Raw genomic sequence first — 25,542 nt, 5'->3', positions numbered from 1 at the left:
TATCATTTTCATAAGAATACTTTACTGATCAGGTAGCAGCACTACATCAGCAATATAATGAATAAAGTGATAATCCGGTACAGAAAGTGATGAACTGCCGTTAGTGAAAAATATAGTACCATTTATGGACTTTCAAAAGAAAGTGATGCCGAATCTTTTAACTTTATTTCGTTACAATATTTACCATGAGCCCTGGACAAATATAACCCATAGCCCTGTAATTTAACCATGACAAGAGCGCCTTCGCCTGATCTGTAATAATGTTATAAACACTGATACCCAAACATTTAACCTGTAATCACGGGCAGATAACCATTTGCCCAAATTTTCTCACATCAAAAAAAATAACGTATGAAAAAGAAAAAAGCTGATCTGAACCAGAAAATTTTCCTGCAAAAGGAAACTATTGCCAATCTGAGTATACCACAGCAACAGAACATACAAGGTGGTGCTGCTTTCACATTGAGCCCGGCAACTTTGCAATCAAGGCAGCAACCGCCTAATTGTCTTTGCTGTGTTACAGATCCAACCAGTTCCTTGTAAGTATCAATACTCACTTAAAAGTATGGTATGAAAAAGAAAAAAGCTGATCTGAGCCGAAAAATTTTCCTACAAAAGGAAACTGTTGCAAGTTTGAGTATACCGCAGCAACAAAATATACAAGGTGGTGGTCCTTTCACAATAAATCCAATAACTGGTCCATCCAGGCAGAGCCCACCTAATTGTCTTTGCTGTCCTGGAGATCCGACCGTTTCCTTATAAATAACAATACTCATTTAAAGGCATAGTATGAAAAAGAAAAAAATATCCCTGCCCACAAAGCTGGTGCTGCATAAATCTACCGTTGCTGAGCTTAACAGGCAGGAGCAATCGCAAGTGGTTGGCGGAGCAGCGGCCATGCAATTTGTGGCCACCAGGTTCGTCACCTGCGAAACATATGTATCCCCCACCAGGTGTGTAAAATGCGCTGACTGATATCAGTGTAGGGAGCACTTTTATGGCGTTGCCGCTAGTATACAGCGGCAGCGCTTTTGGCATAGGTAGCTGTGTCGCTTTTGCATGCAACAGGAATATACCTGTTCTTCTTGCCTTCCCTGATTTTCCGTTTTATTAAATCAATACCTGTTCATGAAATTAAGAGAGATACAAACCGCTATCTACAAGGATATGATAGCATTACTGGAACAGAAAAAGTATGATCCATCCTATGAAAACAGCTTGTTTAAAGGCCCTTGGGGCGCATTGTTTTACCTGTTCTATTACGAGCAATATGTAGATGACAACGAAAACAATGCGGTGAACTTCCTGGAGAAACTATATGATGCTTTTGATCCGACAGCGGCTACTAATTATTCATATAGCATAGGAAATACAGGCCCGTTCTGGCTCATGCACCACCTGAGCAAACATGACTTTATTGATATCGATATAGATCATCTCTCCGCGGGTTTTATTGCCGCCGCTATCATAGAAAGTGAAGCCTGCATTGCACAGCACAACTTCGACTTTATGCATGGAAGTGGAGGCATATGTACATTCCTGGTTGAATATGCCCACAGGAAAGAAGTGAAGGTACTCCTGGAGAAATTTGTCACCGGACTTTTGGATATCAGCAGGATGACAGATAAGGGCCGCAGTATACCTGTATTTCTAATAATGGAACCAGCAGAGAAAGGGAGCACCGATGCATTCAGTCTGGCTCATGGTGTATGCTCATTGCAAATACTGTTGCTCAGAATTCATGAAGCCGGCATTATGCAGGATGCCTGTAAACAGCTGGTGTCGGAAAGCATCGATTTTGTCATTAACCATAAAAACATCGCCATCCCGGATGCCCGCTGGGGGCTGTATCCGGGTATCCTTGATGGAATGGGCACCTATAGCCGCTTATCCTGGTGCTATGGAGATCTTAATGTGGCATTGGCATTATGGTATAGCGGAAAATATTTTAAAGAAGATAAATGGATGAGAGAGGCGCTGGATATCATGCATTATAACATCAGGCGTAATACCGATGAAACTGCCGGTATCCTGGATTCCTGTTTGTGTCATGGATCCAGCGGCATAGCAGCTTTCTACCGGAGGTTCTGGCATGAAACCAATGATAAGGCTTTTTATAAATGCGCAGAACACTGGCACAACAATACGCTACAGAAATTAGTTTTTCCGGAAGAGAGAGGTGTTCATGGAATCCGGACCTGGCAGGGAACAGATACGCAATGGGCATATTGCTGGGATCTGTTGGATGGTAGCTGCGGTGTGGGTTTATCCCTGTTGTCGCATGATTATGCAGCGCCTTTGCCATGGGATGAATTTTTGTTGTTGTCATGAGTAATTGAATATCCTGTTTTCTTTTTCCAGGAATTCCCTTGCAAAAGCATCATCTGTCAGCTTCGATATTGCATTAAATAGCAGCTTTGATCCGCAATACCTGATGCCGATTGATATTGTAACACGACAGAATTGTAATTACCGAAGCAGGACTTCAAGTAAGCCTACAGTAGTACCAGGAAGAAATGAAGATAACGATGATCGATATTGTTTGACATAGAAATGCTATCTCAACACTTCTCCCCGGTTACTATAGCTAATGGGTTGTTTCCAGCACTACAGGTCCGAGCAGACCTGATTCCAGCAATTCCCATTCAGGGCGGATGGCAATGTTGGTTTTGGTAAACCGCTTGTCAGCAGGCTTATTACGATCACCTACCAGCCGGTTACGCCAACTGTTGATCACTTCTACCTCCAGCACATTACTGCCCGCGCGCAATATACCGTTAACGGGTATACGGTACGGCGGCGTCCATAATACGCCAAGGTGATGACCGTTGAGTGTTACACTGGCAATGCCTACGTCTTTAACTACGCCCAGGTTCAGGTATACTTGTGCATTTGCCAGCTGCTGGTCTGCTATAAATTCTTTATGATATACCACGCTGCCGGAATAATAGCGGATGCCTTCTTCCGGTCTTTCTGTCCAGCTGCTCAGCGCCGGAAACACCACGGAGGCAGGGCCTCCCCAGCGTTCGTCAAAACGCAGTTGCCAGGGACCCTGTAGGGTATCTGCGGTAAACCAGGTTGGGCTGTTGGTCATTGTATTTCCGGATTGTGTTGTGGGAATGGATTTACGGAAAACGATGAACCAGGCGCCATAAGGTGCAAAAGATACCGGTATGGTGGTAGTACCATTTGCCTGGGTATAGGCCGCTGCTGGTTGCCTGTTGCCGGTCACGGGGTCCCAGAACTCTGGCAGGCGCCCGCTTATACGCAGGGTAACAGTCGCATTACAGGATTGTTTTTGCCGGCTGCTGATGAAATAATAATCTTCTTCCTGCCAGCGGTGATGGATATATCCAAATGAAAGAGAATCGGGCGCATTAAAATGACAATCCGCTGCCAGTTGTTGCGACAACAACCAATCCGCAGCAGTATATCCCCAGGCGATGCGCCCTTTACCAACAAGTCGGCTGCCTTGCGATGTGGTGGCAGTATCGCGTCCCCATAAAGCAGCGGTTAACTGCTGCAGTTCTTTCTGTGCGGCCGGTTGCTGTTCCTGGCTCATGATACGCTGCGTACGCGGGCCAATTACAGTAGCCCCTTGTTGCACCAGTTGATATACTTTCTTTAGTGCCGCCAGTGATAATACCCTATGCGCAGGTAATACGAGTACGCGATAGCTCATACCATGGGGCAGCACAATGTGGCCCTGTTGTACCTGCAAGACTAACAGGCGCTCTTCGTTGATCACATCGTAATCAAAGCCAGGTAAGGCTCCTGCGGGATCATCCTCTTTCATCCGCACAATGTTAGGTACATGATCGCCATAATAGTACAGTACATCTGCTACAAATTGTCCCTGCTGCATCATGTATTGCGCCCGTGCCATGTAACGGAAAAATGCATCCGCATACTTCCACCAGGTAATGTTGGGGTTCAGGTGCGTACCGGCAAAATATTCCTGTCCTGGTATACCCATTTCCGCAGGAGAGCTGGTAAAAGTATGCAGCAGCGTAAGGTTTAGCCCTGCGCAGAGCTCATGATCGAAACTGGGTTTCATCTGCTCCCAGATAATATCATCCCATTGGCGGCCAATGGTGGTAAAAGCTTCAGCACCCACCAGCGGCTTGTTATAGATGTGTGCTGCGCTGGCAGCCTGTTTTACAAAAAAGCGGTTTTCGGGACGGGGGCGATGGGGGGAGGGTGACCAGAATTCTCCCATCATGATTTCACTATGTCCCAGGTTTTTCAATCCATCAAAAGGACCTGCATGCGGCCCGGCAGATTCCGGCTGTATGCCCATACCATAAGCCGCGGCTTTTTCCTGGAACAGTTTGTAATGATTATCTGCTATACAGTCACTGATCGTTTTTCTGAGGTCGGCGAGGAAACGGTTGCTGGCATCGCGGCTGTTGATGATCTTGCCCGCTATTACCGGGAGATAAGGCACCATGTCATATCCTCTTCTGGTACGGAACTCCCGCTCAAAGCCTTCTGTCCAGTTAATACCGCCCACTTCCCAGCTATCTGTTTGCAGGTAACGCAGCGTTGTGCCTGCGTCGGTGCCGATGCTGTCCAGGAGTGGTTTTACATGTGTATTCCAGTAGCGGGTGAAATGCTGTTTGCTCATGTAGTCGATGACACGTCCCTGCCATTTTCCGCTGGCAGTAGATATCTCCGCCCCATTCAGGGTATAGCCTATCCGCAGCAGCACCCATTTTCCGGACGGCGCTTTCCAGGACAGCTTGCCATTGCTATCCATATACCGGGAAATATTAATGATGTGTTTTGTATTGGCATGCACCCGGTAATTGGCGGTGGTGTCTTCATCCAGYAGGAAACGGGTGTCTGTAGCAGAACCACCTACTTCATCAAAAGCCGCTTTCAGGCGTAGGTGATGGATAGGCTTTATACCGGTGGTATCATACAAGGGAAAGGCTAATACGGCAATATCTCTGTAAAAATGATCTGTTGCCGGTGGTAACGGTAATGAGGGTACGTTGTTACCGGTGATGATTGTTTCTGACCAGGTGAGGCGCTTGGCCGCTTCCTGCGGTTGCACATCCGGTGCCCCGAGGTTCCAGCCGCTCTGGATATTGAGACTAAGTACGAGTCCCAGTCGTTTTGCCTCTTTTACTGCATGTCGGAATAGTACCTGCCAGGCAGGAGAGCCAAACATCGGGCCTTCCGGAGCAGGGCCGTTGCCTCGTTGATCCTGGCCGCCGGCGTCAAAGATACAGGCGCCACTGAAGCCTTTTTCTTTCATCGCTTCCAGGTCGCGGGTAATAGACTGTTTTGTAACATTGCCGTTGAGCCACCACCACCAGCAACGAATGCCGTATTGGGAAGGTGGCTGACGAAAGGTGGTTTCTGAAAGCTGTTGGCTTTGCACAGAAAATGCCAATGGTGTGAGYAAAGCCAGACAACAAAAGATTTTTGCTACGCGTGTTAATATCATGCGGGTTACCGATTAATTGGTTAATTGTACTTCTCTGCGTGGATACTGACAGGTGAGCCGGATCGTGGTATAGGCAGCAGGCACCAGGTAACTCTTCAGGTTCTTTTCCCTGGCGGCGTGCGCCTGCATCACAGCAATGGCCCGGCCAGTGCGCAGGAGATCGAACCAACGGTGGTTTTCGAAGGCCAGTTCCACCCGGCATCCCAAAGTTGATCTTCCATCATGTACAGTGTTAAGCGGCGATAATGGAATGTAAGCAATAAGTTTCAACTAACTGTCCTATACTGTCATGATCTGGCTAATAGATTGACTGCTTTTAAGCGGCAAGTTTGATATTTGCCTTACTAAAAAAATGAAACCCGCTCATTAACTTTAAAGAAAGTTCTGGTTGCGGGTTTATGTGAATTTATAAGGATGGTAAGAACAACCATCGAAATTGATTACGGAAGAACGGTATTCTTAGAATAAGCACTACTGGATTTTTACCGAACTCATTTTATCATTCGCATTAGGAGACAGCCCCCCGAGCCAGCTGTTATTAGCGGTAAGTGTCCATGAGGTACCGGAAAAGTTATCATCCGCATACATGACAACCGTCCAGCCGGAAGGAATCTTTACTGAAGATGCCCAATCATTCGCCACTCCCCTTGTTTGTAATTGAGATAAAGTATAGTTGCCTTTCACAATTGGCTGTGAAGCTGCGCCCCCATAGTTTGAATCCTGGTAGAATATCACGCCGGTTGTTCCATTGCCACCGCCAGCCGGGTTCATGATCTGGATCAGCTGTTTGCTTACGATGTAAGTAGGTGCATAAGCCGTGTTATCGGTAGAGGAAGTTAATGGAGCATCTCTGTCTATCGCATAGCTGAATACGCCGCCTTTCTTACCAGTACCAGGTTCCCAGCGTGCATAGTCATACGCACGGCCAGTACCGTTTACCGGGTAAGTTACATCATACCATACATTGGAGGGATATCCTCTTTCTTCATAAAAAGAAAAACCGGGTATGAACTGGGTTGATGTAATATAAGGAGAGAAGGTTGTCCATGTTGATTGCAATGTACCGGCACCACGTCCATAGGCCTGTAACCACACATAGTCGACCATTGTATATACCTTTTGGAAAAGGCTGTTGTTTCCATTCTGATTGGTATCAAACGTGAGTAGCTTTCCTGTACCGGATTTTGGTCCAAGATACCTGGAAAGTGCTTTATATACGCCGGCCATATCTGTCAGGGTTTGTCCGGACGGATTATTTTCTATATCAATGTCATACCCGTCAAAGCCATATTTATTTACCGTGCTGTCCATGATATGTTTGGCAGTCATAGCATAACCAACAGAATCATGCGTAGCGTTCGGAACAAGGTCTAATCCGCCTGTCAGAATCACTTTGGTGCCTTTGGTATGTAGTGTATTGATCCATCCGGGTACCTGGCCTGCCACCGGAGAGCTGGAGGAGAAACAAAACAGGATTAATATATCCAGACTGTCGGGTACCTGGGAAAAATTGGTATTAAATGGGGCTGGACCATAACAGGGGCCTTCGAGGCGATAGAAAGCTGCATAAATTTCATGGGGGCGGCTTTTATATGCCAGCAGGCTGTCTGAGGCAACAGTGGCAACAGCTCCGGCAGCCATAGTAAATTCATTGTTGGGTAATACTTCTGAAGGACGTAATTCTTTTGTGCAGCTGGCACCGGAGAACAGGATAATAAATGCGGTTACTAATTTGGATGATAAACACTTCTGTTTCATTTGGATGAATTTTATGGTGAACAATAATGTCCTGCGGTAAAATCACAACCTAACATTGATCACTTCAACACCACTTCCTTTGTGTGCAGCATAACGGGTGTGATAATTAATTGTATTTATCTGGGTGACTGATACCACTGCTCAGACAACTTATTCGGGCAACATACCGGTTTACATAACAATTGGAATGACTGGTTCAGGGTGGCACTTCAGAGATGTTTATATTGTTGTTTCTGAATGTGTTACTACCAGCCAGTGATAATGCATTGCGCTTTAATAGTGAGATAAAGCATAACAATGGCGGGTTAGGCTATACTTCATTATTCATGGAATTAATTTTACGATAACGGTTCTCTTTAAGATAGATAAAATGGGTTCGACAGATAACTGTAATTTACGTTAAAATCATATGCAACTGTTGGATTATATTGTGAATGAAGTAAGATAAGCACTCGGTAATAATATTAATTTTCAGTCGAATTAAAAAAACGATAATTCGGTAGGAGAAAAATAGTTTAAATAAAGAGAACGTCTGTTAACGGGATTTTACCTGAAGGGTCTACTAAAACATTTTGCAGAACGGAAATAATGCCATATTGTACAGCAACTGTATTTTTCCAGTATTTAAGGTCGCTTACGTGAATCCAGGGTAAGCCATTAGGTATTATTTTTCTCAATATTATTATTCCGTGTACTGATATAAAAGCTCGATTTATTTTTATATTCTTGTGTACCATACTAATTGCATGAATCGGTACCAGCAACAAACTGATGCAGACTTAATAATGCTCCTTCGTGAGGATAAGAGGGATGTTTTTGCTGAAATTTACAACCGCTATTGGAAGAAGTTACTGGCTGTGGCATATCATCATTGCAAGGATAAAATGATTGCGGAGGAAATTGTGCAGGAGGTCCTTATCGGCCTTTGGAACAGGCGGAAGGAGCTTTATATTGAGAATGTAAATGCTTATCTTGCTACCGCAGTGAGGTTATCTGTCTTTAAACAATATGTGCGACAGAAGCGGAGAGAGCAGATAACAGCGGAAGTAGCCGATCCAGTAATAACTTCCTGGGAGGAGGAAAAGATCTATGCCAGATTTCTGCAGCAGCATATTAATGGCATAGTGGAAATTTTGCCGGAGAAATGTCGCCTGGTATTTAAACTAAGTAGGAACGAAGGCCTAAGTATACCGGTAATCGCCCAAAGAATAGGTGTTGCCGAGAAAACGGCAGAGGCACATCTTACCAAAGCATTGAAAATACTGAAAAACAAATTGAATCGCCCCTTTTTATGGGTGATCGTCATTTTTCAAATGCTGACTTCTTAAGAGTTTTAAAAAAAATTATTCCGTCACTAAGGGTAAAGGTGATCCTTATGGTACATATCTGTGTAACCATAATATCCATGTTATGATGAGCAATGTATTGGATGGGGTCGAAGAAGGTTTGCGTACGGCTGCAGACAAAGCAGGTAGTGGAAACTTACCCGTTGTATGAGCCGGTACCAGCAACAAACAGATGCTGACTTAATGGTGTCCTTGTGCGAGGGCAATGGTCATACTTTTGCCGAAATTTATGACCGTTACTGGAAAAAATTATTGGCCATCGCGTATGCTCATTGCAGGAATAAAATAATTGCGGAGGAAATTGTACAGGAAGTTTTTATCAGCCTTTGGAACAGGCGCAAAGAGCTTTGTATCGATAACATCGACGCTTATCTCGCTACGGCAGTTAGATTGTCCGTTTTTAAACAGTACCTGCGGCAGAAGAGGAGAGACCAGATAATTGAACAGACTGCCGATCGGGTGATAGCTGCCTGGGACGAAGAAAAGATTTATACCAGGTTTCTGCAGCAACAAATTAATGGTATCGTGGAAACATTACCGGATCAATGTCGCTTGGTATTCAAATTAAGCAGAGTGGAAGGTCTCACCATACCGGAAGTTGYGCGAAAAATGGGTATTGCTGAGAAAACGGCAGAAGCGCATCTTACCAAAGCATTGAAAGTACTGAAACTTAAATTGAATCGTCCCTGCTTATGGTGAACATTTTACCTAGGTACGAATGCTATAAATCCGGCCAATAAAATATTCAATTCCATTAAGGGCAAACAGAAAGTTATGGTACATATCTATATAACGATAAAACCTACATGTTGAAGGACAATCTATATCACCTGATCGGGAAATACCTGGATGGCACGATTACGCCGGCTGAAGAGGAGAAGTTAATGGCCTGGTACCAGGATCATAACCAAGCCGATATTGAATGGCTGTCAGATAATGTTGATGAAGAAGAGGAGGTACGACTGCGTATGTTCACGCGCCTGCAGCAACAAATTAATTTACCGGTGACGAGGGCGATCAACATAAGGCGCCGTTGGTACTACCTGTCGGCGGCCGCATCCGTTTTGTTCATACTTGGATTGGCCGCATATTTTTATTACCCACAGCTACATCGGCCGCCGCAGCAAACCAATATTGTTCAAACCCTTAAAGAGATTGTCCCTGGAGGCAACAAAGCGATATTAACATTGGATAACGGTGATAAGGTGGTGTTGGAAGATGCCCAAAACGGCGTTATCACGCAGCAAGGCAACGCTTTGGTGAATAAGACGGACAGCGGCAGCCTGTTATATGATAATGTGACCAGTAATACAGCAGCCACCATTGCTTATAATACCCTGAGCACGCCCTACGGAGGCCAGTATCAAATGACTTTGCAGGATGGGACCAAAGTGTGGCTCAACGCAGGTTCTTCCCTGCGTTTCCCTGCATCTTTCCCCGGAAATGAAAGAAAGGTGACACTTACAGGCGAAGCATATTTTGAGGTGGCGAAAGATATAGCCAGGCCTTTTTGGGTAACGGTAAATGAAGGATCAGGTACCCCCATGACGGTAAGGGTAATAGGGACACATTTTAACATTAATGCTTACCCCGATGAACAGCACAATGTTGTTACGCTGCTGGAAGGTTCCGTAAAGGTAGGCTGTGGTCCCGCAAATGCCCTGCTGGTTCCTGGTAAGGAAGCCACACTAAATAGAGCTGCTGGCAAAATCAGTATAAAAAATGGAGACACGGAAGCAGCTGTTGCATGGAAAAATGGCTACTTCTTATTTGATAATGAAAAGGTAGAAAGTATCATGAGGCAAATCAGTCGGTGGTATGATGTAGAAATCAGTTATCAGGGTGATGTTTCCGGAAAAGCTATTGGCGGTAGTTTATCGAGGTCGAAAAACGTTGCTGAAGTATTAAATATGCTGGAATTAACAGGTACCGTACACTTTAAAATAAACGGAAGGAGGATTACAGTTATGCCATAAAAAGTATCTGCAAAAAACAGGGAACAATAAAAAACCGGGAGCGTTGCTGCGCCCCCGGACAGTTTGAGCTTACCCTGTGAAAAACAAATTTCGAAAGCTATTGTAGTCACAGTTATCTGATTATTAAACCCAAACATCCAAATGTAATGAAATTTTACATACCTGACGTGTGCCAGGTACAAGCCGGCACTATGTATAAAAAAATCCTGTTGATGATGAAACTGACCTTTGTTTTAATGATCGCAGCGTTAATGGAAGTCAGCGCCTCAGGCTATGCCCAAAAGGTAACGTTATCATCTGAACAAATTACGCTTAAAGAGGTATTCCGTCAGATCCGCAAACAAACCGGTTACAATGTTTTGTGGGATGCTGAAATTTTAAAAGATGCCAAACCGGTAGCCATACAAGTAAACAATGCAACAGTGGAAGAAGTATTGCGGAAAAGTTTCGTCAGTCAACCTTTTACTTACACAATTCATCAAAACACTATCGTGGTGACGCGGAATCCCGAACCAACGATAGTTACTGTTACCGTTAAAGGACGCGTTACCGATATCAATAATCATCCGTTGCCTGGGGTGGCAGTAAGGCTCAGGGATTCACAAATCGGAACAGCCACACAAACTGATGGCATGTATACGCTCAATATACCGGATGCCGGCGGAGTACTGTCATTCAAATACCTTGGTTATACACCTAAAGAAGTACCTATCAATGGTCAGACTGTTATCAACGTGCAGCTGGAACAAACATCTTCGCAATTGAACGAAGTAGTAGTGGCGTACGGCAAACAAAGTTCGCGTGAAATTGTGGGCTCGGTGGCAACGTTATCTTCTGTTGATATTAAAGATCAACCCACCGGTACCTTCGCGGAAAGATTACAGGGCAAGCTGCCAGGCGCCCAGGTGGCGCAAACCAGCGGACGGCCCGGACAAGGAATGGACCTGCGCATACGGGGCGCCGCCTCACTCACCTCCAATGTACGACCATTGGTGGTAGTAGACGGGCAGCCCATGCCCGGCAACCCCGATAATATTAACAACATTAACCCCGATGAAATCGAGTCCTTTACTCTTCTGAAAGATGCCGCGTCCACCGCTTTATACGGTTCCCGTGCTGCCAATGGCGTAGTTATCATTACCACGAAAAGAGGAAAATCCGGTGCTACGCAGATAAACTTTAATTCCTACTATGGAAGCGCCTCATTAATGCGCGAACTGATACCACCAGTCATGAATGCCACTCAACTGGCTACTTACATGAAAGGGTTTTATGAAGATAAGATCAAATACGAAGGCTATACCGGTGGTATACCTGCTGTATATCAAAACCCGGAACAATATGGCGAAGGTACCGACTGGTTCAGTGTACTGACGAGGAATGCACCTGTGCAAAACTATAGCCTCTCTATCAATGGAGGCAATGATAAGGCGGCTTTCAGTGTTGTAGGGGGCTATTTTAATCAGCAAGGTATTCTTGTAAATACCGGCTATAAGCGTTTTTCCTTGCGCGCAAACGGTGATTTCAACCTTGGTAAACGTGTAAAGGTGGGCGTTAGCGTTGCGCCATCCCTGCAGATGGAGCACAACAACAGGCAGGGGACTGGATTTAATGTGGATGGTCAGCGCGCCATTTTTGCCGCTGCCTCTATGATGCCTACCATGGGCTCACCTTATAATCCGGACGGATCATTGGCGCTTGGTATTTCAGGATTTACCAATCAGTTTGTATGGGCGAATCCATTAAGACAACTGCTTGAAGTGAAGGACGATGCTAACCGGTTACGTGTATTGGCAAATGTGTTTGCAGAAATAAAACTCACAGATCATCTGACTTTCCGCACATCCGGAAGCACGGATGTCGGCAACATGACCCGCAACAGGTTTATTCCATCTACTTCCGTGGGTGGATTTAACGCGTTGCCGATGGAAAATCCTCCGCCTGGAAATAATACTGCTTTAGGCCAGACAACGGTTAATAATGATTATACCTGGCTGAATGAAAATACGCTTAATTACCAGCAACAATTTGGCAAAGATCATTCGCTGGGATTACTGGGTGGCTTTACCCTGCAGCGATCTACAGGTTTTTCGAGCGACATGGTGGGCCGCGATTTTCCCGATAACAGCGTCACCTATTTAAGTGCGGCTACCCGTTTTACTACCAATACATCCGGCTTCAATGCCTGGACAATGGCGTCACTACTGGGTCGTTTAAATTATAGTTACAAGGACCGTTACCTGCTGCAGGCCACTATAAGACGGGATGGATCGTCACGTTTCGGAGACAAAAATAAATGGGGTACTTTCCCCTCTATAGGTGCAGGATGGGTAGCGAGTGATGAAGCCTTCCTCAGGAACGTATCACAAATAAGTTTACTGAAACTAAGGGCCACCTTTGGTTTAACGGGTATGGCCGAAATAGATAATTATACTACGGCAGCAGGTATTGGTAATGCCAGTTATTCTTTTTCAGGTAGTCTGGCTCCGGGAAAAGTACAAAATTCATTGGGGAATCAGCGCTTGGCCTGGGAGCGTAACCGGCAATTTGATGCTGGCGTTGACCTGGGACTGTTTGACAACCGGATTAATTTATCTTACGATTATTACAATAAACAAACAACAGGATTGTTGTTTATATTACCTGTTCCGCAATCTTCGGGTTTCTCTACTGTGCAGGATAACCTTGGTGACATCAGTCAATGGGGGCATGAAATTACAATCAGCACTAAAAACCTGGTTAGAAAGCTTAAATGGAACACAGACTTTAATATCTCGCTCAACAGAAACCTTGTTAAACGGATCGGTTTAAATAATATTTCCTTTGCAGACAATCCCACCATAACGTTATCTGAATTCACCGACTACCGGACACTTGTTAATAAACCTGTTGGGCAGTTTTATGGTTATGTGTTTGATGGTATATTCAAAACGCAGGCGGAAGCCGATGCCGGACCTAAATATTATGGAACCGGTTCCACCACACTTTCTCAGGCAGGAACAGTCAGGTTCAAAGATTTAAATGGTGATGGCAAAATCACCTTCCCCGATGATCAAACCGTGATCGGAGATCCTAACCCCACATTTATATTTGGTCTAAGCAATACGTTTCAGTACAAAAACTTCGATATGAACATTGCCGTGTCAGGGACTTACGGCAACAAGCTGAAAAATGGTATGCAGGAAAGTACTTACAACCTGGATGGTGTGTTCAACGGCCCTCCGGAGTTGCTCGATCGCTGGCGTTCTGAGACCAATCCGGGCAACGGACGGGTGGCACGTACTCTGGCTAACACCACTGCGGCCTACCGTACCGACAATACACTGTTTATCCATGATGCTTCACATCTCACTATCAACAATATCACACTTGGGTATATGCTGAGGAAATTCAGAACACCTTATATCAAGAGCTTCAGAGTGTATGCATCTGCACAAAACGTATATATTTTTACCAGCTACCCGGGCAATCCTGAGGTAAGTGCCGGCGGACTGGCACGTGTAACACAACAGGGACAGGACCTGGGCGCTTATCCCCTACAAAGAACATTTACGTTTGGCTTGAACCTTGGCCTTTAAAAATCAGTAAAAATGAAAAAGATTTCCTGTTTAATATTAGTGATACTGAGTCTGACCGAGATATCCTGTAAAAAGTTTCTGACCGAAGACAATCCCAACAATGTAACGTTGGGAAGCTACTTTAAAACCCAGAGTGATTTTGATCTTGCGGTGAACGGCGCCTATAACCAGTTGCGCGGGTTTTATAATAACAAAAGTGCCTGGATCATGGGGGAGATGCGTTCAGATAACACGCATTATGACTATAAATCATCAGACCAGGCAGTAGCTACTGTAAACCGTTATGCAGTCGCTGATTTTCTGGACGATAAATATAATAACCAGACGCCTGCAAAGTGGAATGCTGGTTTTAACGCAATATCGGCAGCGAATGTGATCATAGATCATATCGATGATATCAGGTTGTCCGATGCCAGCCGCAACGCTATTCTGGGCGAGGTAAAGTTCATCCGCGCGCTTGTGTACTTCGACCTGGTGCGTTTTTATGGCGGATTGCCCATCTATAAGCATGCACCACTTACGCGTGACGAGACCTATATCCCGCGTTCTTCCGTGCAGGAAGTATATGATCTCGTCATAGCCGATGCCACCGATGCTGTAGCCAAACTGGACGCACCTGCTTTTCCGCAAACGGGGCGCGCTACAAAAGGCGCAGCGTTGACACTGTTGGGCGATGTATACCTGACCCTGAAAAAATACGACCTCGCGGAAACTGCCTTAAAACAGGTAACAGCAATGGGTTACACGCTGTTCCCGAACTATAGCGATGCGTTTCAACTGAGTAACAAAAACGGAAAGGAGTCTGTATTTGAGATTCAGTTCAACACCGGCTTATCCGTGCCACAGGCTAATACAGATGCTTCTATTTACAATTTCTTGCCGCGTATGGCCAACACCACGGTGGTAACAGGTGTAAACTTCAACAACATTACAACAGTGGGTGGTTTTAATACCCCTACACAGGATCTGATCAATGCATATGAAACAGGTGATCTGCGACTCGACGCATCTATTGCTATTGCAGAGGGTACATTTAATGCGACGGATGATTTTACGGCAACGGCAGTTAAATCAGCCGTAGGTTATACGGCACCGGCAGGCAAGGTGGGCCGGCCATTTCCCAGGAAATACCTGCATACGCATGCTATCGGTAATCAAACCAATGATGACTGGCCGGTATACCGCTATTCAGAAGTTTTATTGCTGCTGGCAGAAAGCCTGAATCAACAAGGGAAATCAGGTGATGCATTGCTTTATCTGAACACTGTGAGAGCAAGGGCCTTCGGCGATGCATTACATAATATCATCACCACTGATCAGGCGGCACTGCAAGCAATTATTTTAAAAGAAAGAAGAGTGGAACTGGCTTTTGAAAATAAGCGCTGGCTCGACCTGGTGCGCACCGGTAATGCCATTAAAGTAATGACCGACTTTGGTGTCAAACAAAAGGCGCAGTACCCTTATCTGCAGGCAGGAAGCTATAATGTTACACAAGACAGGCTGCTGTTTCCGATACCTAACGCTGAAATATTGTTGAATGATAAACTTACCCCTAACCCAGGATACTAACTAAAATTCACCATCATGAAAAATATCAGAAGCATAGCAGGTATTTCCTGCTTACGGGCTACCCGTGTTAATTTGATAGCATTTGTATGTTTGGTATTGGCAGCTTCCTGCAGCCGGCAGGACGAACAAAAAATGCCAGTAAAAGATAAAACACCCGAAAGCCGGCAGGTAAAAACAGAACTGGCTACCTGTTGCTGGGTTGCTATTACCAATCAATCCACGCAGAAAATTGAGGTATACGATCCGGCGGATGCTTCCTGGACTACGCCTAAATGGAGCTGGATGCCAACTACCGCATTGTCGTACAATGCTACCAGTGAAATACCTCTTTGGGAAACGCCTACGGATATCAAGGTCCGGAATAACACCGTATTTGCAAACACCGCGCAGGTAATCACCGCCACCTCGTACAGATTGGCCACCATTGCACGTTATACAGGCACGGGGACCAAGGGGCAGAAGTTGTGGGTAATGGGTTTTAACGATACTACAAGTCTGCATGCGATGGAAATATTACCTGATGGCAATTGTGTGGTAGCCAGTGCGGGAGAGGATTGGCCACAGGGGTATATCCGTGTATATTCATCGTCACAGCCTTCACCCAATCATGGTGTAAATACACAATACCATTTTACCTCTGTTCATGCGGTACTTTGGGATGACACACACCAGGTTCTTTGGGCGCTGGGAAATGAGCTGAGAAAATACACTTATAATGCTGCTATCTCGGGAGGCACTATCACTAATCCCAAGCTGCATTTAGAGGCTACTTATTCACCTTTGCCGGCAGCCTGGGGACACGACCTTTCTGCTGATGTGAATAATCCGGATCAGTTGCTGCTCTCCACCAATGGCGGTGTTCATATTTTCCATATATCCACCGGTACCTTCAGTGATATGCCAGGAGCAGCATACCGAACCTTTGTAAAAGCCATCAGTAGTCAACCCGGTCAGAATACCCTTGTGGAAACACAGCCCAGCACGGGTTGTCCGTTGTATCCTGCCAACAAGTGGTGTACCTCAGTCGTCAATTTTTATAATGCTGCCACTGGTGCCGCTACTGGCTCCCGTACGGTGAGCGGGGCTGCTATTTATAAAGGAAAAACATTTGATCCTAACTATTATTGATCCTATGAGAAGAATAATGCTGATGGGGACTGTCATCTCTTTGATCATTTTTCAAATAGCCTGCAGTAAAAAACCGGGAGCAGATTCAGCTCCCGGCCCCAACACTAATCCACTGGCGGTGCAGTCCTATCCGGGGTTTCAGTTGGCGTTAACCAACGATGCGAGTAAGCAGATAGAGCTCTATGATCCCATGATAACAGACTGGAATTCCAGCAATGCAAAAAAGTGGAGTTGGTCACCAACCACTACGCTGGGTTTCAGTACAAACGATATCAAGACATTTGGTGGCGGCACTGATTTCAAAGTGCGGAAGATGAAAATCCGCGAGGATGCCAGCTATGCGGCTATCAGCGATAATAGTTTTGCAGCTGTGATTGCTTATCCATCCGGACAGCGTGTATGGTCGAAAATAATCAATGGGAATCTGCATGCTGCAGAACTGATACCCAACGGTAACATCGCCCTGGCTGCATCTGATGGTAATTGGATCAGGGTGTACGCGTCCTCGCAGGGCGCTGATAACAACACCTATGCGGAGTTTTCTTTAGGCGCAGCACATGCCGTATTATGGGATCCGGTCATTAATGGCTTGTGGGTTACCGGCCAGGATTTATCCAACAATGCGCACATCCTGACAGCCCTGGCGATTGGTGGAGGCGATGCTAACCCTGAGTTAACAGAATTAAAGCAGTACCGGGTTACACTGCCTACTGTCTGGGGCCATGAAATAAGCGCATACTATGGCAACAGTAACCTGCTGTGGGTAACTACTAATGGAGGAGAATATGTGTTCAATAAAACGACAAAAACGTTTTCTATTTCACCTACCAACAACCTGACCTTTGTAAAAGGAATGGGGAATCAACCAAGCGGACAAATTGTATTAGTGCGTCCCGATGCTAATAAAAACCCGCGTCCTGCAGTCAACTGCCCGCTCAACAGCTGGTCTACCAGTACTGTTGATTTCTATACATCAGGTGGGCAATGGCAGGGATCGAGAATAGTAAATGATGCCTGTTTTTATAAAGTAAAAATAGTTTACGACAATTATCAGTAATGTACTTTAACAAATACGTAAAAATATATACCTGTTGCCTGGCCTTACTGGGTCTTGGTGTGGAGAATACTACCGGGCAGCAAAATACACCGGCGCTGATCCCCATGCCGCGTTCACTAAAGATGGATACAGGCAACTTTGTTTTCGATTCGAATACGGTGATCCGGACTGATGTCAGGGAAAAGCGTGTTGTTGAGTATTTCACGGATCGTTTGTTCTGCACCGGGAAGTTTAGGAACAAGATGATAACAGGTGCTGCAAAAGCATCGGAGCTACTCATTACTACCAGCGGTGCAGAACACCTCCCAAAGGAAGGATATCGGCTGTCAGTAACACCTGCCCGCATCACCCTAACCGGCAATAACGCAGGGTTGTTCTATGGTATGCAAACCTTATTGCAGTTGTTGTCTGCACCTGAAAACGAAGCGGCTACGATTCCCTGTCTCACCATAGAAGACGCTCCTCGTTTTGGCTATCGTGGACTCATGCTGGATGTTTCCCGGCATTTTTTTACAGTCGCACAGATTAAAGACTTGCTCGACCTGATGGCTTACTATAAACTGAACCGTTTCCATTGGCACCTTACTGATGACCAGGGGTGGCGTCTGGAAATCAAAAGCTGTTCTGCACTAACGAAGGTAGGCGCCTGGCGTGTACCACGGATCGAGTTCAGTGGCAATACTTTGCCACCGCAACCTGGTGAACCCGCTACAGATGGCGGCTTCTACACCCAGGAGCAGGTGAAGGAAGTAATTCGCTACGCTGCTGAAAGATATATCGAAATATTACCCGAAATAGATGTGCCGGGACATTCTATGGCCGCCATAGCAGCATATCCTGAGCTGTGTGTTACGCACAATGCGGATACGAGGGTGAATCCGGGAAGCCCCTTTGCCAAATGGTTCTCCACAGGTGGTTTTGAAATGTATGTAGACAATTCACTCAATCCCACTGATGAATGGGTTTACCAATTTCTTGATAAAGTATTTGGAGAAGTAGCCACCTTGTTTCCATACCCCTACATTCATATAGGTGGTGACGAATGCTACAAAGGCTATTGGGAAAAGGATTCCGCTGTGCAGACTTTCATGAAGCAACATCAAATCCATGACACTCACGAGCTGCAAAGTTATTTCATTTCAAGGGTGAACAAGATCATACTGTCTAAACAGAAAAAGCTGATCGCCTGGGATGAGGTAGCAGCAGGCAATATCAGGGAGCCAATCACGGTGATGAGCCGGTTTGGTGAAAAGGCCGCTATCGAACAAATTGGAAAAGGACTGGAAATTATATTGGCTCCTGGTAATAACGGGCTGTATTTTGATTATGCTCAAAGCACTTCAGATCAGGAACCATCCAGCCATGGCGGCGATCAGCCGGCACAGAATGCCTATCAGTATAACCCGGAATACCCTGCATTATCTGCAGGAGAGCATAAACACATTATGGGCGTGGAAGCTTGTATATGGACAGAAAACATCCCCGATGTTTCCAAACTCCAATATATGATGCTGCCGCGTATGCTGGCGCTGGCTGAAACAGGATGGTCAGATGAAACGGCCAAAGATTATCCACGTTTCGCCGGCACAGCATTACCATTACATCTGGAACGATTCGACAAAGCTGGTATTAACTACCGTGTGCCTACGGTTTTTGATTACACGGATACAACACTTCTAACTGATACTTTCAGATTTGAAGTAGCACAGCCTTCTGTGAGGGGAGCCAGAATATTTTATACGCTGAACAACCGACCGCCGGGAGACTATGATCACGAATATAAAGGACCCGTAACCATTACAATTCCCAGAGGGAAGATAATCAACCTGAAAACAATTGTTATCACTCGTGCAGGGCGCAGAAGTATCATCACGCGCACGGTACTGGATAATAGTAAAAAATCTGAAAATTAATATTCACCTATGCAGAAAAGCATCTGCCAATTCTTTTATTGCGCTTTGATTCCCGCTGTTGTATTTGTTGCTTCCAATGTAAAGGCACAACAGCCATTGGAACGTTTTGAAGAGGTGGCTGCCGGGTTTAAAAAACCCGGCCGGGATTATGGAACGGTACCTTTCTGGGTATGGAATACGAAAGTTTCCAAAAGCAATATCGATTCTATGTTGAATGATTACCGGAAAAATGATTTCGGTGGCGTAATCATTCATCCTCGCCCGGGCCTAATTACTGAATACTTATCAAAAGAGTGGTTCGATTTATTTGAATATGCTCTTCAGAAAGGAAAAAAACTGGGACTGAATATCTGGATATATGACGAAAACTCTTACCCTACAGGTTTTGCTGGTGGGTTGGTAGGTGAGCAAATGCCGGAAGCGTACAACCAGGGACAAATGTTGTATATGGAAGAAGTAACCCAACTTCCTGGCGATCTTGCTGCATTCTTTTTATACCTTAAAGAAGAAAACGGAGTTTATAAAGACATCACCAAGCAGGTGCAGGAGGAAGCATGTAAAAGTGGACGTTATCAGTTATTCAGAAAAGTAAATTATCAAAGGTCGGACCGTGGCTCGGTGGCCGGCCCTATAGGGGTGTCTTATGTAGATCTGATGGCTAAAGGAGTTACCGATAAGTTCATTGACATTACCTATAAAGGTTATGAAAAAGCGGTAGGCAAGGAATTTGGCAAAACAATTAAAGGCGTTTTTTCTGACGAACCGACCATCATCAATGAAGGGCACAACTGTGTACGCTGGACTCCTGATTTATTCGATAGTTTTTATAAGAACTGGGGATACGATCTCCGGTTACATCTGCCATCCCTGTTTAAAGAAGTCGGCGATTGGAAGCGGGTTCGTCATAATTATTATCAGGTCTTGCTGGAATTATTTATTGCACGGTGGTCGAAACCTGTATCTGCGTATATGAGCGACCATCAACTTACCTGGACCGGGCATTATTGGGAACATGGTTGGCCAAGTCCCTACCATGGACCAGATAATATGGCCATGTATGCATGGCATCAAATGCCGGGTATTGATATGCTCTTCAACCAGTTTAATGAAGATAAACCTGTGCAGTTTGGTAATATACGCGCTGTTCGGGAATTAGGGAGTGTGGCCAATCAATTGGGTAAAACACGTAGGCTGTCTGAAACTTATGGTGGTGCCGGTTGGGAGCTTACTTTTAAGGATATGAAACGTCTGGCCGATTGGGAATTTGTTTTAGGGATTAATTTTTTGAATCAGCATTTATCGTTTATGACGTTGACGGGAGCACGTAAATATGATTATCCGCCAAGTTTCTCTTATCATGAACCCTGGTGGCCCTATTACCGTTTCATGAATCATTACTTCACACGGCTGTCTTACCTGTTATCCAAAGGGCAGCAGTATAACAATATCCTCGTAATTGAACCCACCACCTCGGCCTGGATGTATTACGCCAGGGACGGTGAGAACAAGCGTTTTTTCGATATCACCAAAAGGTTTAATGATTTTGTGACCATGGTGCAAAGAACGTATCTGGAATATGATTTAGGTTCAGAGAATGTGATCAAAGAGAATGGCCGTGTTGATGGGAAGAGCTTTGTTGTTGGAAAGCGGGCATATCGGGTGGTAGTGATACCGCCAGGCATGGAGAATATAAATAGTGCTACGTTTCGTTTGCTGAAAGAATATATCGCAGCAGGGGGACAAGTGATCTGTTTTGAACAATTGCGATTAGTTGATGGTGCTACCAGCAGGGAGCTTTCCACCATCGTCCAAAAGATTCATGAGGTAAACCGGGATGTCTTGCCGCATCTGTTCCACAATGAAGGGTTTAATATATCCGGGGGAAAAGGCGACAGCATCGGCGGTAACATTTATCACCAACGCCGCAAACTGGCTGACGGTGAGTTATTGCTATTAACCAATGCCAGCATGAATGAGGCATCTTCGGGCAGGATCAACATGCAGGGGCGGGATGTGTTACAGATGGATATGAATTCGGGAAGTATTTCCCGCATTAACTATTCGCTGCTTAATCAGGAGGTGCATTTCGACTTTGATATTCCTCCTGCCGGAAGCCTGATGCTGTTTATTGCTGATAAAAAAATGCCCCTATATAAAACGGCGGTCCGACCAACGGAGTGGGCTACCGTGAACGCCTCAACGGCAGAAGTAAGCAGACTTTCAGATAACACGCTGACGATTGATTTCTGTGATCTTCATTTACATCAGCCGGATTCAAACTATACCAACATACATGTAGGAGTAGCTTCCAATACGGCATTCAAACACCACGGATTTACAGATGGCGTGGGCAACCCATGGAATAACCGTACCCAGTTTAAAGATGCCATCATTAAGCGTGATACTTTTTCTACCCGAACCGGGTACACGGTTGTCTATCATTTTACGGTAAAGGATAGCGTTGATTTCCGGAGCATTAAAGCGGTGATAGAGCAACCAGGGCTTTGGCATGATGTGAAAATTAATGGCATAGACGTTAAAAATGAACCAGGGCAATGGTGGCTGGACCGCTCGTTTGGGGTGTATCGGATTGGCCGCTATTTAAAAGCGGGCGATAATAAATTGGCCGTAAGCGTTTCTCCTATGAGCGTTTATGCGGAAATTGAGCCGGTTTATATTTTAGGCGATTTTAGCCTGGAAGCAACACCATGTGGCTGGAGTATTGTAAAGTCGCAACCATTGCAACTTGGCTATTGGAGCAAGCAGGGATTGCCGCTATATGGTCACGGTATCACCTATACGAAGACATTTATAGTGGCTGCTCCCACCAAATCATATGCGGTAGAATTAGGTAAATGGAACGGTACTGTGGTCGCTGTAAAGGTCAATGATGTATTTGCGGGCATCATCCTGTCCGAGCCTAATAGACTACCTATCGGTGAATTCGTTAAAAAAGGCAATAATAAGATTGAAGTAACAGTAATCGGCAGTTTGAAGAATATTTTAGGACCATTTTACAACAAGCCGGCTCCTGGATTGGTTGATCCGGGTAAATGGTATAATATTAAAACGCAGCCGTCAGGGAATGAATACGATATTTATGATTATGGATTGACTACCGATTATGAAATTAAGGTGATGCGCTAATCTAAATTGCAAAATCACATGACTATTTACTGCGTTATTTTGAATGATATTTCTTTTGCTGCCGGAAGGGAAGAAGGGAAAATCTCAAATTGTAATCCTATCTCAGTAAACGATAGTTAGCCTAAATAAAGCATCATAAAGAAACCCGCTTGATTAATCGGTTCCGATTAGTCAAGCGGGCAGCACAGGATTCGAACCTATCGGCAAATGTATTGCTCTATAGGGTCTGTCGTAATTATTATTTTAAAGTGCCTCCAGTTCCAGTACAGAGCTGGTTTCTATTTTCTTCATATACCATTTCAGTCCCTGGTACATCAGTGCCTCACCGCTGAATACTTTACCACTTTCGGGAAACTGAGGCGGGGCGTCTTTCAATAAATTTATTTCTGTAACCCTGTAGTTTTTCTTTGGATCCAGGCCATTGAATTTCCATTCCGGCCAGGTATCCTGCTGCATTGTTTCCATGTTATAGGCAAATACTACGGCTTTGTTTTTTGCGCTGTCTACATACATCAACGATGAGAAATTAGTAGTATACGGAGATACGAGCCGGTACAGGGAGCCATAATTGATTACATTTTGCAGCCGGTGATAATTATCCACCGTTGTGTGGGCCAGTGCCAGCTCCTGATCATTCAGCTTTTTTACAACAATATCAAAACCAAGCTTACCCGCCATTGCCACATCCATTTTATATTTCAGTGATTCACGGCCGGCAGCGGTTACGTGTGCGCATACGGTGAGGGCAGGATAAAAATAGGAAGTGGCCCATTGCAAACGTATCCGGTCTACAGGATAAGTATTATCACTTGGCCAAAACTCCTGGAAGTACTTCATAGCACCGTATTCTACCCGACCGCCACCACTGGCACAAAGCATCATATCGAGATCGGGATACTTATTGCGGATACGTTCCAGTATGTTGTACCAGGCTTGTGTGTAACGTATATACAAACTGTTTTGATCCTTTTTTAAATAGGGGCTATAAGCATTATCCATAGAACGGTTACAATCCCATTTTATATAAGCAATTCCCGGTGCTTCTTTCATCAGGTTGTCAACTACGTCAAATACATAATCCTGTACCCTGGGATTAATCAGGTCCAGTAACAACTGTGTACGGTACAAATGCTGCGGGCGGTTAGGTGCTATCATCAGCCAGTCCGGATGCTGCTCATACAATTCGCTCTTCGGATTTACCATTTCAGGCTCTATCCATATGCCAAACTGAAGTCCTTTGCTTGTTGCTTCTTTTACCAGGTGCCCGATACCTCCTGGTAATTTCTTTTTGTTAACCTGCCAGTCACCCAGCCCGGCGCGGGAATGATCACGTGGATATTTGTTTCCAAACCAGCCGTCATCCAGCAAAAACAGGTCAACACCTAATTTAGTGGCGTCGTCAAAAAGATTTACAATCGTATCCTGGTTGAAGGCAAAATAAGTTGCCTCCCAATTATTAAGAAGTGTTAATCGTTTTTGCCGTCCGTTCCAGATGCCATAGTCGATCGCCCAGCGATGAAAATTGCGACTTACCTGGCCGGTACCGCTATTGGAATAGGTAAAAATGAAGTGTGGCGTTTCGAATTGTTCCTTTGGTTTTAGCGCGTAGGAAGAAGCATACGCATTGATTCCCGGTATAATTTTTAATGTATTGCCCATATCAATATTCAGTTTCAGCGTTTCAAACTGTATATTGAAATTTCCGCTATAGGCAAGCGTTCCGGCGAAAACTTCACCGGTATTTTCTGTAACATCTTTTGTCGGCGAAATAAGAAATGATGGATTGTAGTTGCAAGCGGTACGTACTCCCAACTTGGATTGTATGCTAAATATGCCGGGTTGCAGCAACGACTGGTTCATTTCCATTTCTTTTTCGTACTCACCATAGAAATAGGTGAGATGGTTTTGAGGCCATAGAATGTTGATAAAAGCAGAGGCGTACCGGTTTAGCACCACCTTGTCTTCTTCACCATGTGAAATAGTCGTCCAGGTATCGATAATATCTTCTGCCTGGAACGATTTATAGTGCAGGGTTACGAAGAATGGGTAAGCGGGATCCCGCAGTTGTATATCTGTTTGGATAATGTCCGGCGATAAATTTTTAGATTGGTGTGAAACATAATTTAATACCAATGACATGTTTCCGTCTACATGCGTCACTTCAATAGCTGGTTCGTTCAGGTAGGTGGAACCGCCGGTGGCATAGGCCGTATTCAATGTCGCATTTTCATTGCGGTAGTCCGGATTTACATCCCGATATACTGATGTATTGCTTAACCTGGGGCCAAGGTATATTTGCTGTACCTGTTTATTGGTATCTACTTCAAAAACAATGGCCGTGTGATTAGTTGTAATGGCAATGGTTTGGGCTGGACTTATTTTAAAGGAACAGATGGCCAGGATAAGAAACAAATATTGTTTTGCTACTGCTGAAATGTGCATATGATTTGTTGTATAAAATAAACAGTAACGAAAATATGCAAAGGGAATAGCATTTTCACTTATGGGGTTAAGAATTGCATAGAATTGGTGAAAATGTAATGAATCAGCGGCATTAGCTGTCTTGCATAGCGCAGATACATTGGTAAACAGGCGTTTAAAACCCTGATAAAATT

The 25,542-nt window shown here is 44.9% G+C and carries 17 protein-coding genes; 13 read left to right on the top strand and 4 right to left on the bottom strand.

Annotated elements, in window-relative coordinates:
* The first annotated feature begins 351 nt into the window (after window positions 1–351).
* From AC1DP6_RS07950 to AC1DP6_RS07935, 4 genes are all read left to right on the top strand, one after another.
* A complete protein-coding gene (locus tag AC1DP6_RS07950; RefSeq protein ID WP_477054346.1) occupies window positions 352–543 on the top strand; it encodes a class I lanthipeptide in 192 nt (63 codons plus the stop codon).
* A 27-nt stretch (window positions 544–570) separates the two neighbouring features.
* Window positions 571–762, top strand: a complete 192-nt coding sequence (locus AC1DP6_RS07945; RefSeq protein WP_477054345.1) for a class I lanthipeptide — start codon at window positions 571–573, stop codon at window positions 760–762.
* Between the two features lie 27 nt (window positions 763–789).
* Window positions 790–975 (top strand): class I lanthipeptide, encoded by a 186-nt coding sequence (locus AC1DP6_RS07940; protein ID WP_477054344.1) that lies wholly within the window; start codon window positions 790–792, stop codon window positions 973–975.
* A gap of 153 nt (window positions 976–1,128) precedes the next feature.
* Window positions 1,129–2,331 (top strand): lanthionine synthetase LanC family protein, encoded by a 1,203-nt coding sequence (locus AC1DP6_RS07935; RefSeq protein ID WP_477054343.1) that lies wholly within the window; start codon window positions 1,129–1,131, stop codon window positions 2,329–2,331.
* Between the two features lie 256 nt (window positions 2,332–2,587).
* On the opposite strand, the gene AC1DP6_RS07930 is transcribed toward AC1DP6_RS07935, so the two are convergent.
* The 3 genes from AC1DP6_RS07930 to AC1DP6_RS07920 form a co-directional block, all read right to left on the bottom strand.
* Window positions 2,588–5,455, bottom strand: a complete 2,868-nt coding sequence (locus tag AC1DP6_RS07930) for a glycosyl hydrolase (RefSeq protein WP_477054342.1) — start codon at window positions 5,453–5,455, stop codon at window positions 2,588–2,590.
* Between the two features lie 12 nt (window positions 5,456–5,467).
* Complete coding sequence (locus tag AC1DP6_RS07925) at window positions 5,468–5,725, bottom strand: RagB/SusD family nutrient uptake outer membrane protein (RefSeq protein WP_477054341.1); 258 nt, start codon at window positions 5,723–5,725, stop codon at window positions 5,468–5,470.
* Window positions 5,726–5,926: 201 nt separating this feature from the next.
* The gene (locus tag AC1DP6_RS07920; RefSeq protein ID WP_477054340.1) at window positions 5,927–7,213 is read right to left on the bottom strand and encodes an EndoS/ChiA family endoglycosidase; all 1,287 of its coding nucleotides are present in this window, start codon (window positions 7,211–7,213) and stop codon (window positions 5,927–5,929) included.
* A 746-nt stretch (window positions 7,214–7,959) separates the two neighbouring features.
* Here AC1DP6_RS07920 and AC1DP6_RS07915 point away from each other — a divergent pair.
* The 9 genes from AC1DP6_RS07915 (at window position 7,960) to AC1DP6_RS07875 (ending at window position 22,927) form a co-directional block, all read left to right on the top strand.
* Window positions 7,960–8,541 (top strand): RNA polymerase sigma-70 factor, encoded by a 582-nt coding sequence (locus AC1DP6_RS07915; RefSeq protein ID WP_477054339.1) that lies wholly within the window; start codon window positions 7,960–7,962, stop codon window positions 8,539–8,541.
* A gap of 165 nt (window positions 8,542–8,706) precedes the next feature.
* A complete protein-coding gene (locus AC1DP6_RS07910) occupies window positions 8,707–9,258 on the top strand; it encodes an RNA polymerase sigma-70 factor (protein WP_477054338.1) in 552 nt (183 codons plus the stop codon).
* A 107-nt stretch (window positions 9,259–9,365) separates the two neighbouring features.
* Window positions 9,366–10,535: a FecR family protein gene (locus tag AC1DP6_RS07905; protein ID WP_477054337.1), complete on the top strand. Its 1,170-nt coding sequence runs from the start codon at window positions 9,366–9,368 to the stop codon at window positions 10,533–10,535.
* A 146-nt stretch (window positions 10,536–10,681) separates the two neighbouring features.
* Window positions 10,682–14,113 carry a TonB-dependent receptor gene (locus AC1DP6_RS07900; protein ID WP_477054336.1) on the top strand — a complete coding sequence of 1,144 codons (3,432 nt, stop codon included), beginning with the start codon at window positions 10,682–10,684 and terminating at the stop codon, window positions 14,111–14,113.
* Window positions 14,114–14,125: 12 nt separating this feature from the next.
* A complete protein-coding gene (locus tag AC1DP6_RS07895) occupies window positions 14,126–15,682 on the top strand; it encodes a RagB/SusD family nutrient uptake outer membrane protein (RefSeq protein ID WP_477054335.1) in 1,557 nt (518 codons plus the stop codon).
* A gap of 15 nt (window positions 15,683–15,697) precedes the next feature.
* A complete protein-coding gene (locus tag AC1DP6_RS07890; RefSeq protein ID WP_477054334.1) occupies window positions 15,698–16,810 on the top strand; it encodes a hypothetical protein in 1,113 nt (370 codons plus the stop codon).
* Window positions 16,811–16,814: 4 nt separating this feature from the next.
* Window positions 16,815–17,867 (top strand): DUF6528 family protein, encoded by a 1,053-nt coding sequence (locus tag AC1DP6_RS07885; protein ID WP_477054333.1) that lies wholly within the window; start codon window positions 16,815–16,817, stop codon window positions 17,865–17,867.
* Entirely contained in the window at window positions 17,867–19,780 is a 1,914-nt protein-coding gene (locus AC1DP6_RS07880) for a beta-N-acetylhexosaminidase (protein WP_477054332.1), read from the top strand. Before AC1DP6_RS07885 ends, AC1DP6_RS07880 begins: the two co-directional genes overlap by 1 nt.
* A gap of 9 nt (window positions 19,781–19,789) precedes the next feature.
* Window positions 19,790–22,927 (top strand): glycosyl hydrolase, encoded by a 3,138-nt coding sequence (locus AC1DP6_RS07875; protein WP_477054331.1) that lies wholly within the window; start codon window positions 19,790–19,792, stop codon window positions 22,925–22,927.
* A gap of 243 nt (window positions 22,928–23,170) precedes the next feature.
* Here the strand turns inward: AC1DP6_RS07875 and AC1DP6_RS07870 are convergent, their stop codons facing one another.
* Window positions 23,171–25,369 carry an alpha-galactosidase gene (locus AC1DP6_RS07870; RefSeq protein WP_477054330.1) on the bottom strand — a complete coding sequence of 733 codons (2,199 nt, stop codon included), beginning with the start codon at window positions 25,367–25,369 and terminating at the stop codon, window positions 23,171–23,173.
* Window positions 25,370–25,542: the final 173 nt, after the last annotated feature.

The sequence above is a fragment of the Chitinophaga sp. 01L420 genome (assembly GCF_056399985.1).
This window is presented reverse-complemented; position numbering and strand designations above follow the sequence as displayed.